Origin of the sequence: Streptomyces sp. NPDC099050 (genome assembly GCF_044759865.1) — a bacterium.
In the GTDB taxonomy this organism is placed as follows: domain Bacteria; phylum Actinomycetota; class Actinomycetes; order Streptomycetales; family Streptomycetaceae; genus Streptomyces.
Genome location: NZ_JBIWAE010000005.1, coordinates 97,533 through 109,510, shown reverse-complemented (window position 1 = coordinate 109,510; position 11,978 = coordinate 97,533). Strand labels below are relative to the sequence as shown.

The 11,978-nt window shown below is 70.5% G+C and carries 15 protein-coding genes and 1 tRNA gene; 11 read left to right on the top strand and 5 right to left on the bottom strand.

Annotated elements, in window-relative coordinates; genetic code table 11:
* Positions 1-44: 44 nt before the first annotated feature.
* Complete coding sequence (locus tag ACIQV3_RS10685) at positions 45-596, bottom strand: DNA-binding protein (RefSeq protein ID WP_243331094.1); 552 nt, start codon at positions 594-596, stop codon at positions 45-47.
* A 159-nt stretch (positions 597-755) separates the two neighbouring features.
* Between ACIQV3_RS10685 and ACIQV3_RS10680 the strand changes: the two genes are divergently transcribed.
* A tRNA-Ala gene (locus ACIQV3_RS10680) sits at positions 756-828 on the top strand.
* A gap of 106 nt (positions 829-934) precedes the next feature.
* Positions 935-2,092 carry an epoxide hydrolase family protein gene (locus ACIQV3_RS10675; protein WP_403711833.1) on the top strand — a complete coding sequence of 386 codons (1,158 nt, stop codon included), beginning with the start codon at positions 935-937 and terminating at the stop codon, positions 2,090-2,092.
* Between the two features lie 126 nt (positions 2,093-2,218).
* On the opposite strand, the gene ACIQV3_RS10670 is transcribed toward ACIQV3_RS10675, so the two are convergent.
* Positions 2,219-2,692 (bottom strand): hypothetical protein, encoded by a 474-nt coding sequence (locus ACIQV3_RS10670; RefSeq protein WP_403711832.1) that lies wholly within the window; start codon positions 2,690-2,692, stop codon positions 2,219-2,221.
* 239 nt (positions 2,693-2,931) lie between these two features.
* Between ACIQV3_RS10670 and ACIQV3_RS10665 the strand changes: the two genes are divergently transcribed.
* Entirely contained in the window at positions 2,932-3,750 is an 819-nt protein-coding gene (locus ACIQV3_RS10665; protein WP_403711830.1) for an isocitrate lyase/phosphoenolpyruvate mutase family protein, read from the top strand.
* A 124-nt stretch (positions 3,751-3,874) separates the two neighbouring features.
* On the opposite strand, the gene ACIQV3_RS10660 is transcribed toward ACIQV3_RS10665, so the two are convergent.
* Complete coding sequence (locus tag ACIQV3_RS10660) at positions 3,875-5,344, bottom strand: MFS transporter (RefSeq protein ID WP_403711828.1); 1,470 nt, start codon at positions 5,342-5,344, stop codon at positions 3,875-3,877.
* A 101-nt stretch (positions 5,345-5,445) separates the two neighbouring features.
* Between ACIQV3_RS10660 and ACIQV3_RS10655 the strand changes: the two genes are divergently transcribed.
* Both ACIQV3_RS10655 and ACIQV3_RS10650 read left to right on the top strand, forming a co-directional pair.
* The gene (locus ACIQV3_RS10655; RefSeq protein WP_403711826.1) at positions 5,446-5,928 is read left to right on the top strand and encodes a MarR family winged helix-turn-helix transcriptional regulator; all 483 of its coding nucleotides are present in this window, start codon (positions 5,446-5,448) and stop codon (positions 5,926-5,928) included.
* Between the two features lie 114 nt (positions 5,929-6,042).
* A complete protein-coding gene (locus ACIQV3_RS10650) occupies positions 6,043-6,570 on the top strand; it encodes a LysM peptidoglycan-binding domain-containing protein (RefSeq protein ID WP_403711824.1) in 528 nt (175 codons plus the stop codon).
* A gap of 101 nt (positions 6,571-6,671) precedes the next feature.
* Here the strand turns inward: ACIQV3_RS10650 and ACIQV3_RS10645 are convergent, their stop codons facing one another.
* Positions 6,672-7,427, bottom strand: a complete 756-nt coding sequence (locus ACIQV3_RS10645) for a DUF5324 family protein (RefSeq protein ID WP_403711822.1) — start codon at positions 7,425-7,427, stop codon at positions 6,672-6,674.
* 175 nt (positions 7,428-7,602) lie between these two features.
* Here ACIQV3_RS10645 and ACIQV3_RS10640 point away from each other — a divergent pair, with 175 nt between their 5' ends.
* Positions 7,603-8,130 (top strand): peptidylprolyl isomerase, encoded by a 528-nt coding sequence (locus ACIQV3_RS10640; protein ID WP_403711820.1) that lies wholly within the window; start codon positions 7,603-7,605, stop codon positions 8,128-8,130.
* A 107-nt stretch (positions 8,131-8,237) separates the two neighbouring features.
* Positions 8,238-9,122 carry a rhomboid family intramembrane serine protease gene (locus tag ACIQV3_RS10635; protein ID WP_403711818.1) on the top strand — a complete coding sequence of 295 codons (885 nt, stop codon included), beginning with the start codon at positions 8,238-8,240 and terminating at the stop codon, positions 9,120-9,122.
* 106 nt (positions 9,123-9,228) lie between these two features.
* Here ACIQV3_RS10635 and crgA read toward each other — a convergent pair whose 3' ends face one another.
* On the bottom strand, positions 9,229-9,483 hold the full coding sequence (gene crgA / locus ACIQV3_RS10630; RefSeq protein ID WP_403711817.1) for a cell division protein CrgA: 255 nt from the start codon (positions 9,481-9,483) through the stop codon (positions 9,229-9,231).
* Positions 9,484-9,574: 91 nt separating this feature from the next.
* Here crgA and ACIQV3_RS10625 point away from each other — a divergent pair, with 91 nt between their 5' ends.
* The 4 genes from ACIQV3_RS10625 (at position 9,575) to ACIQV3_RS10610 (ending at position 11,958) form a co-directional block, all read left to right on the top strand.
* Positions 9,575-10,351 (top strand): DUF881 domain-containing protein, encoded by a 777-nt coding sequence (locus ACIQV3_RS10625; RefSeq protein ID WP_403711815.1) that lies wholly within the window; start codon positions 9,575-9,577, stop codon positions 10,349-10,351.
* Between the two features lie 13 nt (positions 10,352-10,364).
* Complete coding sequence (locus tag ACIQV3_RS10620) at positions 10,365-11,057, top strand: class E sortase (protein WP_403711813.1); 693 nt, start codon at positions 10,365-10,367, stop codon at positions 11,055-11,057.
* Positions 11,058-11,122: 65 nt separating this feature from the next.
* Complete coding sequence (locus ACIQV3_RS10615) at positions 11,123-11,323, top strand: hypothetical protein (RefSeq protein ID WP_254382427.1); 201 nt, start codon at positions 11,123-11,125, stop codon at positions 11,321-11,323.
* Positions 11,320-11,958, top strand: a complete 639-nt coding sequence (locus ACIQV3_RS10610; RefSeq protein ID WP_254382122.1) for an aminodeoxychorismate/anthranilate synthase component II — start codon at positions 11,320-11,322, stop codon at positions 11,956-11,958. The genes ACIQV3_RS10615 and ACIQV3_RS10610 overlap by 4 nt, the downstream gene beginning before the upstream one ends.
* The last annotated feature ends 20 nt before the right edge of the window (positions 11,959-11,978 follow it).

The following is an 11,978-nucleotide window of genomic DNA, read 5'->3' as shown; positions in this document are numbered from 1 at the left end:
GCTGTGTCCGTCGCGCGCGTCGCGTTCTTCGCGTGCGTCGCGTGTCAGTTCTGGTGCGCCTCGTAGTGCGCGACGGCGTCGGAGGTGCGGCCCGCTCCGTACACCCTGAGGAACTCTGCCAGTTCCGGGTGGGTCGGGGCGAGGGTGTCCGCCGCGTCGATGATGTCGCCGGCCGCCGAGACCGAGCGCAGCAGCGACTGGATCTCGCGCACGACGCGCTTGACGGTGGGTGCGCCGGAACCGGTGGCGGCCTGGCTGGTGCTGTTGCTGAGGACGGAACCTCCCTGGGTCTTCTTGATCTCGTCCATCCGGTCGGTCGCCTCTCCCGCGCTGACGCTCCCGTCGGCCACCTGGCCGGCGAGATCCTGGAGCGCCTGGACCCGCTGGACCACGGCGGGGTTGCCGATCTTGGCCCGCTGGCCGCTCATCAGCTGGGACAGCATCGGTGCCGACAGTCCGAGGACGGCAGCGAGGCGGGCCTGGTTCAAGCCGAGGTCATCTATGAGCCGGCGGAACAGCGCGCCGAGCGGCTCCCCGTACCAACTCCGCTGGAGTTCCCTGGCTCTGGCGGTCGCCTCTTGCTGTACTGCGTCCACTCTTACTACTCCCCTTCGCTGGTGCGAACCTCGCGAGCATCTTACGGAGAGTGGTCGCGGGGCGGGAGTCCCTATCATTTTGCGGGATGAGGGGGTACACCCGGTACTCTGTCCTACGGAACGGTCACTCGCTCGCGGGGGACCGGTACGTCCACATCCGGGGCCTTAGCTCAGTTGGTAGAGCGCTGCCTTTGCAAGGCAGATGTCAGGAGTTCGAATCTCCTAGGCTCCACAGTGCACCAAGGTCCCCTGACCTGCGACAACGCAGATCAGGGGACCTTTTTGCCAGCTGCGCCCGGCCACCGGCCGACGCTGCGGTCGAAGTGAGGATGCGTCGCGTGATCCCCGAAGAGAACGTCACTCCGTTCCGGATCGACATCCCCCAAGCCGATCTGGACGATCTCCACGAACGCCTGGATCGCACCCGGTGGCCGGACGAGATCCCCGGCTCGGGCTGGGCCTACGGAATTCCGGGCGGGCACCTGAAGGAACTGATGCGGTACTGGCGCCACGCGTACGACTGGCGGGCCGCCGAAGCCAAGCTCAACGCATGGCCGCAGTTCACGACCGAGATCGACGGGGCGCACGTCCACTTCGCGCACATACGGTCTCCGGAGCCGGACGCCACCCCGCTGCTCATGACCCACGGATGGCCGGGCTCGATCGTCGAGTTCACCGATGTCGCCGGGCCGCTCATCGACCCGGCCGCCCACGGCGGCGACCCGGCCGACGCCTTCCACCTGGTCCTGCCGAGCATCCCCGGCTTCGGTCTGTCCGGGCCGACCAGGGAGTCGGGGTGGGAGTTCCGGCGCGTAGCCGCCGCCTTCGCCGAGCTGATGAGGCGGCTGGGATACGAGCGGTACGGGGTCCAGGGCGGCGACTGGGGCGCGGCCGTCTCCCGCGAGATCGGCCGCACCCGGCCCGAGGTGATCGGCGTCCACCTGAATCTGATTCCGAACGCCTACATGGCGAGGGAGCCGGAACCGGCTGACCTGCTGGGCCTGTCCCCGGAGCAGGCCGCGCGCACCCGGCTGTCCTGGGAGCGGTTCGAGGAATGGGCCCGCGACCGGCAGGGGTACGCGGACATCCAGTCCACCCGCCCGCAGACCCTCGCGTACGCCCTGACCGACTCGCCCGTCGGCCAGCTCGCCTGGATCGCCGAGAAGTTCGAGGAGTGGACGGGCTCTCCCGTCGACCGCGACCTGCTCCTCACGAACGTGATGCTCTACTGGCTGACGGCCACGGCGGGCTCCTCCGCGCGGCTGTACTACGAGCGCGCGCACGCCGACTACTGGGGCGCACCGCCCGAGCCGTCGAAGGCGCCCACCGCCCTGGCCCACTTCCCGCACGAGAACTTCGTCCTGCTGCGGCACCTCGCCGAGCGGACCAACAACATCGTGCAGTGGACCGAGTTCGAGCGCGGCGGCCACTTCGCGGCCCTGGAAGAGCCCGACTTGCTGGTCGCGGACGTCCGGCGCTTCTTCCGCTCCCGCTGAGCGCGCTCCCCGCTCCCGCGACGACGGCCTGGGCGGCGATCGCGGGGGCGACGTACTGACCGGCGAACTCCTCGCGCCGGTCGAGGATGTGGATGGTCGCTCCGAGCGCCTCCGCCACCTGACGCGTTACGGTGCGGCCTTCGGCAGGATGTGCCGGCCCTTGGCGGTGCCCTCGCCGAGGACGCGGACGTCGAAGCCGTAGCGGCCTTCGTACGGGCCGGAGTCGATCCTCTTGAGGTCGTACTGGACGCCTGCGACGACGGCGCGCTCGTGGGCGGGGTCGAGCTTGGCCAGGACGCGGCCGGCCCAGCCGTCACCGGGCTTCCAGTCGGGGGCGACGGCACGGATCCAGACCTCGGGGCCCTCGGCGCCGTTGCGCAGCACCGCCAGGGTGCCCTTCGCGACCAGGACCTTCTCGCCGTCGTAGCGGTCGTTGCCGGAGGGGTCCCCGGGCACGGCCGGCACCGCGGTCACCGCGGTCACCGCCGAGAGGGAGGTCACGGCCTGCGCGGCGGGCGCGGCGACGGCCGTCGTGGCGGGGGCCAGGAGGGCTCCGGCGAGGGCGGCGGTGACGAGGGCTGTACGAAGGGCGGTACGCATCACGACTCCTCGGCCCATTGTCCGGGAAGGGGCGGAGCCTCGCATGCGCGGTGTCGCCGTCTGGATCGTGACCGACCGGAACGTGGGCCCTCGTGGGCCCTCGTGGGCCCTCCGTCATGGCCGGGCAACGGGGAACACGTCGGAAACCGGCCGGAGGGCCGGCGTGCCCGCCGGTTAGAGTCCTCTGCCTATGGGGCGAGTCGATCATCACTCGCAGACGATGGCTGAGGAGAGTTCGGATGCCCGTGCAAGCGAAGACCACCGAGAAGGCGCTGAAGCTGCGGGAGTTGGGCGCGTCGCTCATCGTTCTCCCCAATGCCTGGGACGCGGGCAGCGCGGCGGTGATCGAATCGGCCGGTGCGCAGGCCATCGCCACCACCAGCGGGGGCGTGGCCTGGTCGATCGGCCGCGGGGACGGGCAGCACGCGACGAAGGCGGAGATGCTGGCGGCGGCCGGCCGGATCGCCGCGGCCGTGGACGTCCCGGTCACCGTGGACATCGAAGGCGGATACGAGGACGTGGCGGCCACCGTGCGCGAGGTGGTGGCGGTGGGAGCCGTCGGGATCAACCTGGAGGACTCCAAGTCGGCCGACGGTACGCTCCGCACCGCCGCGGAGCAGGCCGAGCGGATCCGCGCCGCCCGTGCGGCGGCCACCGAGGCCGGGCTGCCGGAACTGGTGATCAACGCCCGTACCGACGTCTTCCTGTTCGGGATCGGTGAGGAGTCCGGCCGCCTCGCCGACGTACAGGCGCGGGTGGAGGCGTACGCCGCCGCCGGGGCCGACGGGATCTTCGTGCCGGGGCTGCTGGACCTGGAGGTCCTGAGCGAGATCGCGCGGGGCCCGCTGCCGGTCAACGCGATGGCCGGTCCGGGCGGTCCCTCCGTCACCGAGCTGGCGAAGGCCGGAGTGCGCCGGGTCAGTGTCGGCACCGGCGTGGCGCAGGCGGCGTACACGGCGGCCCGCGCCGCGGCGGTGGAGGTGTTGGAGCAGGGGACGTACGGGGCGCTGGACGGGGCGGTCGACTACGGCACGCTGAACGGCCTCTTCGTGAAGTAGGGCCTGGTGGAACGACTGTGGGCCGCTCCGGTGGAGCGGCCCACAGTCGTCTGCGGTGTTTCGGTGTTTCGGTGTTTCACGTGAAACATCGGCCCGGTGTTTCACGTGAAACACCGGGCGGGAGTCACCGGCGCGGGCCGGTCCGCAGCAGGGTCGCCGCCGCCACGAGCGCGGTGAGCATCAGCCCGGCTCCGATGCCGAAGGCCAGGTGGTAGCCGGAGGTCAGGGCGCCGGCGCGGTCGGCGCCGGTGCCGAGCAGGGAGTCGGTGCGGGCGGCCGCCAGAGTGGAGAGGACGGCGACGCCGAGGGCCATGCCGATCTGCTGGGTGGTGTTGAACAGGCCCGAGGCGAGCCCCGCGTCCCGCTCGTCGGCGCCGGACATCCCGAGTGCGGTGAGGGCGGGCAGGGCCAGGCCGAAGCCGGCGGCCAGCAGCATCACGGGGAGCAGGTCGGTGACGTAGTCGGCGTGGACCGGGAGCCGGGTCAGCAGGCCGAGGGCGGCGACGAGCAGCCCGAGTCCGGCGAGCAGGACGGCCCGCTCGCCGAAGCGGGCGTTCAGCGGGGCAGAGGCGAAGAGGGAGACCCCGCCGATCACCACGGCCGCCGGGAGCATCGCCAGGCCGGTCTCGGCGGCTCCGTACCCGAGGACGTTCTGGAGGTACAGGGCGACGAGGACCTGGAAGGAGAACAGTGCGGCCACCATCAGCATCTGGACCAGGTTCGCGCCGACCACGGTCCGCGAACGGAAGATGCGCAGCGGTACCAGCGGGGTGCGGGTCCTGGCCTGGCGTGCGGTGAAGCCGGCGAGCAGGGCGATCGAGAGCGTGCCGAGGACGAGGGTGCGCGCCGAGAGCCAGCCGTAGCGCTCCACCTCGACGACGGTGAAGATGCCGAGCATCAGGCCGGCGGTGACCAGCAGGGCGCCGATGACGTCGGCCCCGGCCCGCAGGCCCAGTCCTCGATCGGAGGGGAGCGCGGGGAGGGCCAGGGCGAGGGCGGCGAGTCCGATGGGCAGGTTGATGAAGAAGATCCAGTGCCAGTCGAGGGCGTCGGTCAGGACCCCGCCTAGCACCTGGCCCAGGGAGGCTCCGGCCGCTCCGGTGAAGGAGAAGACGGCGATGGCCTTGGCCCGCTCGCGCGGCTCGGTGAACAGCGTGATCAGGATGCCCAGGCTGACGGCCGCGGCCACGGCGCTGCCGAGGCCTTGCAGGAACCGGGCGGCGATCAGCACCTCGGGCGAGCCGGCGAATCCGGCGAGCAGGGAGGCTCCGGTGAAGATGCCGGTCCCGGCCAGGAACATCCGCTTGCGGCCGATGAGGTCACCGAGCCGGCCGGCGAGCAGCAGCAGGCTGCCGAAGGCGATCAGGTAGGCGTTGACGACCCAGCTCAGTCCGGCGGGGGTGAAGCCCAGGTCCTTCTGGATGGCCGGCATCGCGACGGTGACGATGCTGCCGTCGAGGACGGTCATCAGGACGCCGGTGGACAGTACCCCGAGGGCGGTCCAGCGGGAGCGCAGCCCGCGCGGTGCGGCCGGGGCGGGGGTGGGCGAGGCGGGAGCGGGGGTGGAGGTGGAGGGAGCGGAGGTGGCAGGCATCGGGTCCCCAGTCGTGAGCGGCGGGCTGACTTGGTAAGACCGTATCAGATAGTTCCGTTGCGGACGATCTGTTGGGGACTGAAATTGCTAGACTGGCGGACATGACAGCCATGGCACCCGCAGCACGGAACGAGCCGGACCTCTCCTTCCTCCTGGACCACACCAGTCACGTCCTGCGCACCCGCATGGCGGCTGCGCTCGACCAGGTCGGGCTCACGGCACGGATGCACTGCGTGCTCGTGCACGCGCTGGGGGAGGAGCGGACCCAGATCCAGCTCGCCGAGATCGGGGGCATGGACAAGACGACGATGGTCGTCACCGTCGACGCCCTGGAGAAGGCCGGGCTGGCCGAGCGGCGCCAGTCCGGCACGGACCGCCGGGCCCGCGTCATCGTGGTCACGGAGAAGGGCGCGGCCCTGGCGAAGGAGAGCAGCCGCATCGTCGACCGGGTGCACGCCGAGGCGCTCGGCTCCCTCGCGGAGGCGGACCGCGAGGCCGTGGTGCGGGTGCTGAACCTGCTGGTCAAGGGCGATCTGGAGACCCCGTCGGAGAGCCCGAGGCCGGCCCGCCGGGCGCGCCAGTAGAGCCGGGGCCGTTCCCCGGATGGCCCCGTCACAGGGCCGTCCCGCGCCTTCTGGCAGACAGTGGAGGAAGGCAATCAGCCCAGGGGGGCACCACCATGCCGGAGGCGTACGCACATGGGACTGTTCGACTTCATGAGGTCCGACAAGAAGAAGGAACAAGCCGAGAAGGCCGCCGAAAAGGCGGCTGAGCAGGTACAACAGCAGGCCGCGGCCGCCCCGGCGGCGCCGTCCGCGATGCCCGCCGACACCGGGATCAAGTACACCGACTCGGCGGCGGCGACCAAGGCGGCCGCCGAGCGCATGGCGGCGGCGGCGCCGCCGAAGGCCGCGCCGATGCCGCCCAAGGCCGCACCGATGCCCCCCAAGGCCGCACCGGCCATGCCCGCCGCGAAGCCCGCCCCGCACACGCCCACGCCGGCGTCCGCCGCGCACAAGGCGGTCCCCGCGGCCCCGATGCCGAAGCCCGCGCCCAAGGCGCAGCGCACGTACACCGTCCGCCCGGGCGACTCGCTCTCCGCGATCGCCCGCCGCGAACTCGGCAACGAGGGCCGCTGGCGCGAGCTCTACGCGATGAACAAGGGCGTCATCGGCTCGAACCCCGACATGATCCACCCGGGAATGAAGCTCAACCTCCCCGGCTAGCGCGGGGAGCGAGGAACGAACACCACGAGAGCGGGGCCCGGATCCTGGAAAGGATCCGGGCCCCGCTCTCGTTGCTCCGCCTTCATTCCTTCACGCGTTCCTCAGCGGTGCTTGCGCTTCGCGTCCTCCGCGTCGATCCGCTCCTGCGCGGCCTCGGCCTGCGCTTCCAGGCCGGACACGAAGTCCGAGGCCCCGGCCTGGGCCTCCTTCGCCGCCAGCTCCTCGTCGAGGGAGGCCGGGGCCTCCCCCCGAGCCGCGAGCTCGGTGGCGGCCGGCGGCTCGACGAGCCAGTCCGGGTTCGACTGCTGGTCCCACCACCGCCACGCGGCGTAGGCCCCGCCCGCCAGGACGCCGACCACTGCCGCGCCCTTGAACCACCGGCCGCAGCGCGCCCGCCGCTCGTGCTTGCGCACGAGCTTCTGGACTTCCTTGGCCGACACCTGGCCGCGCAGCGCCGCCAGCGCCGCCGTCGACCGGGACGCGGCCTCCTCGGCCACCGGCTGGGCCGCCGCGAGGGCGCTCTCCAGCCGCGGCTGCGTGTAGTCCACGGCGGAGCGGGCCGCCAGGCGGGTCTGCTTCACGGCATTGGACGCCGCCCGGTCGACGTTCGGCGGCACGTGGGAGCGCGCCGACTTGATCCGGGGCTGTACGTGGCAGCAGTACGTCGAGCGGGCCTGCTTGGCGGCCTCGCCGGCCGCGTAGGACACCTTCGGCGCCAGCCGTTCATTTGCTTCGTGGGCGTAATGCACCGCAGCGTGCTTGGCGGATTCCGCGTACGGCGCCACCACTTCCGCTGCGTGCCGCGCCGTATCCCTGGCACTTGAAGCTGCCAGGCGCACGCTTTCCTTGCCTGTCACGGGATCCTCCTCCTCGGTGGCGGACACAGTTCACCTTTCCACCCTTTGTCGGATCATGCCTCCCATACCGTCGACCGGCATGCGCGACAGGGCATACGAGTGGACGATTTCCGCCCGGTGCAGCTCTCCGTGGGAGGATCTGAGACCGACAGTGATGACGAGGGAAGGCAGATCCGTGGTCGAGAAGCTCTACGCCACCCTGAAGACCAACCACGGCGACATCGAGATCGAGCTTCTGCCGAACTTCGCCCCGAAGACCGTGCGGAACTTCGTCGAACTCGCCACCGGTGAGCGCGAGTGGACGCGTCCCACGGACGGCCAGAAGACCACGGACCCGCTCTACGACGGCACCCTCTTCCACCGCGTCATCAGCGGGTTCATGATCCAGGGCGGCGACCCGCTGGGCAACGGCACCGGCGGCCCCGGCTACCAGTTCGCCGACGAGTTCCACCCCGACCTGGCCTTCACCAAGCCCTACCTGCTCGCGATGGCCAACGCCGGCCCGGGCACCAACGGCTCGCAGTTCTTCATCACCGTCGCCCCCACCGCCTGGCTGACGCGCAAGCACACCATTTTCGGCGAGATCGGTGACAGGGCCAGCCAGAAGATCGTCGACGCCATCGCCGCAGCTCCCACCAACCCGCGCACCGAGCGCCCCCTCGACGACGTGATCATCCAGTCGGTCGTCATCGAGAAGCGCTGACCGCAGGGGAACCTTTCGGCCCCGCCCGTCCGTCCTCGATACGTACCGGACGGGCGCGGGTGGATGCGCCGCCTCACCGCTGCGTTTTCCGCCGACCGAGGGGACTGATGGACACCGACCGTCTTCCGGGCTGCTACCGGCACCCGGACCGCGAGACCGGGATCAGCTGTACGCGCTGTGAGCGGCCGATCTGCCCCGAGTGCATGATCAGTGCCTCGGTCGGCTTCCAGTGCCCCGAGTGCGTCCGTGGAGGCTCGGGAACGGGGCACGGGCCCGCCGCCAACGCTCCGCGGACGGTCGCGGGCGGGGTGGTGGCCGCGGATCCGTACCTGGTCACCAAGATCCTGATCGGGATCAGCGTGGCGGTGTTCTTCGCGACCTTCGTCTTCCCCGGGCTGGCGATCCAGCTGGAGTTGCTGGGCCGGTACCGGGAGCAGGTGGGCGGGCCGCTCGAAGGGGTCTCCACCGGCGAGTACTACCGGCTGTGGACCTCGGCCTTCCTGCACGTCGAGATGTGGCACGTCTTCAGCAACATGCTCGCCCTGTGGTTCATCGGCGGACCGCTGGAGCAGGCCCTCGGCCGGGTCCGCTACCTCACGGTGTACCTGCTGTCCGCGCTGGGCGGCAGCGCCGTGGTCTACCTGCTGACCGCGCCGAACGTCGCGACCCTCGGTGCCTCCGGCGCCGTCTTCGGCCTGCTCGGCGCCACGGTGGTGCTGTTCCGCCGGATGCGGTACGAAATGCGCCCGCTGATCACCATGGCGGTGCTCATGCTGGTGCTGACCTTCATGCCGGGGCTGAACGTGTCCTGGCAGGCCCATATCGGTGGATTGTTCACCGGTGCGCTGGTCGCGCTGGGCTTCCTGTGGCCCACGAAGGACATGGGCACACAGAATCGCAAATTCGTCCAGTGGGGCACCTGTGTGGCGGTGTTTCTGCTGGCCACAGCCCTGATCGCGATCCGGACGGCCGAGCTTTCCGTACTCACCTGATCACACCGGCGTCAACTCTCCACAGAGTTATCCACAGATCTTCTGTCTTTTCCTCAGGTGTGGATGACGCTGTGGATAACTCATGGGGAGAGCTTGCGGAGGTGGACTACTTCCACTGCGTGGAGACGCCGAATCCTGCCGCAATGAAGCCGAATCCGACCACAATGTTCCAATTTCCGAGGGCTTCGATCGGAAGCTGGGTCTCGGACAGATAGAAAACGACGATCCACGCCAGGCCGACCAAGAAGAACGCCAGCATGACCGGGGCGACCCAGTTGCGGTTCGTCAGCTTGATCGACTGCGGCGTCCGCGCGGGGGGCGGCGTGTAGTCGTCCTTCTTGCGGATACGTGACTTCGGCACGAGGGGCTCTCCTGTCGATGGGCGGGGGACCTGGCCTGCCCCGGGCGTCCGTTAGCGTAGTGGACCTGTGGCGTTGAAGGAGAAGGGTACGTTGAGCAATTCCGACGACTCCTCCGCGGGTCCCCGTCGCCGTGCCAGACCGGTCCGGCTGCTCACGGCCGCCGTTTTCGCTCTCGCCGGCTTGATCTTCGTCACCAGCTTCAACACCTCCAAGGGTACGAACATCCGGACGGACGCCTCGCTCCTCAAGCTGTCCGACCTGATCCAGGAGCGCAGCCAGAGCAATCTGGAGCTGGAGAAGAGCACCGCCACCGCGCGCGGCCAGGTCGACGCGCTCGCCGACCGCGACAACGGCAGCACCGAGGCCGAGGACGCCAAGCTGGCCGCGCTGCGCGCGGCCTCCGGCACCGAGGCGATCACCGGCAAGGCCGTGACGGTCACCCTGAACGACGCGCCCCCGAACGCCACGGCGCGCATCCCCAACGTGCCCGAGCCGCAGCCCAACGACCTGGTGATCCACCAGCAGGACCTCCAGGCCGTGGTCAACGCCCTGTGGCAGGGCGGCGCCCAGGGCATCCAGGTCATGGACCAGCGGCTGATCTCCACCAGCGCCGTGCGCTGCGTGGGCAACACCCTGATCCTCCAGGGCCGGGTGTACTCGCCCCCGTACAAGGTTTCGGCCGTCGGCGACCCCGGCGCGCTGAAGAAGGCCCTCGCGGCCTCCCCGGCGCTGCAGAACTACCAGCTGTACGTGAACGCGTACGGGCTCGGCTGGAAAGTGGACGAGCACAAGGCGCTGACACTTCCGGGCTACTCCGGCACAGTGGACCTCCACTATGCGAAGCCGCTGGAGTCCGCCACCCCGTGACCGTGAGGTCGACGTGCCGCGCCTGCTGGTACGGACGTTCAGCGAGGTGTGCCTGACCGCGGGCTCGCTCATCGTGCTCTTCGTGGCCTACGTCCTGCTCTGGACCGGGGTCAAGGCCGACCAGGCCATGGACGGGGAGATGGCCCGCATGCGCGACCGCTGGGCCGCGGCGCCCGCGGCCGCCCCGCGGCCCGCGCCCTCGGCGGCCCCGGCCGGGCCCGAGACCGCCGCGTACCCGCCGGGCCGGGCCTTCGCCGAGATGTACGTCCCGCGCTTCGGGCCCGACTGGAACAAGCCGGTCCTGGAGGGCACGGGCACGGAGCTGCTGAAGAAGGGCCTGGGCCACTACGCCGGGACGGCCCGGCTCGGCGGCACCGGGAACTTCGCGGTGGCCGGCCACCGGCGCACGTACGGGGACCCCTTCAAGGACATCCCCAAGCTGCGCCCCGGCGACCTCGTCATCCTCAAGGACGCCGCCGGCTGGTACACGTACACCGTCCGCGGCGACGTGCTGCGCACCCTCCCCACGGAGGTCGGCGTCGTCGATCCGGTACCGGCCCGCTCACCCTTCACCGGGCCCGGCAAGTACCTGACGCTGACCACCTGCGACCCGGAATGGGGCCACAGCCACCGGCTCGTGGTCTGGGCCGAACTGACCGGTACGCGGACCCTCGCCCAGGGCTCACCGGAGGGTTTGGCAAGGTGACCCTCCGCGCCGGGCGGGTGGCTTTAGGCTGTGGACGTACCGCCCCCGCGGTGCGTTGAACGATCGTGGACGAAAAGGACACAGGCGGCATGTACGGCTGGATCTGGCGGCATTTGCCGGGCAACGCGTGGGTACGCGTGATGATCTCCCTCGTGCTGGTGCTCGCGGTGGTGTTCGTGCTGTTCCAGTACGTCTTCCCGTGGGCCGAGCCGCTGCTTCCGTTCAACGATGTGACGGTGGACGAGGGATCGGGAGCGACTCCGTGAGCGCGCGCATTCTGGTTGTCGACAATTACGACAGCTTTGTCTTCAACCTGGTCCAGTACCTCTATCAGCTCGGTGCCGAGTGCGAGGTGCTGCGCAACGACGAGGTCGAGCTCGCCCACGCCCAGGACGGCTTCGACGGCGTCCTCCTGTCCCCGGGCCCGGGCACGCCGGAAGAGGCCGGCGTCTGCGTGGACATGGTCCGCCACTGCGCGGACACGGGCGTACCGGTCTTCGGCGTCTGCCTCGGCATGCAGTCGATGGCCGTCGCCTACGGGGGCGTGGTCGGCCGGGCTCCGGAACTGCTGCACGGCAAGACCTCCCCGGTGGTCCACGAGGGCCTCGGCGTCTTCGAGGGACTGCCCTCGCCGTTCACCGCGACCCGTTACCACTCCCTCGCGGCCGAGCCGCCGACCCTCCCGGACACCCTCGAAGTCACGGCGCGGACCGAGGACGGGATCATCATGGGCCTGCGCCACCGCGAGCACGACGTGGAGGGCGTGCAGTTCCACCCCGAGTCCGTGCTGACCGAGTGGGGCCACCGGATGCTCGCGAACTGGCTGGTGCGCTGCGGAGACGCGGGCGCGGTGGAGCGCTCGGTGGGGCTCGCCCCGGTGGTGGGCAAGGCCGTCGCGTGACGGCGCTCGCGCCGTCCGCG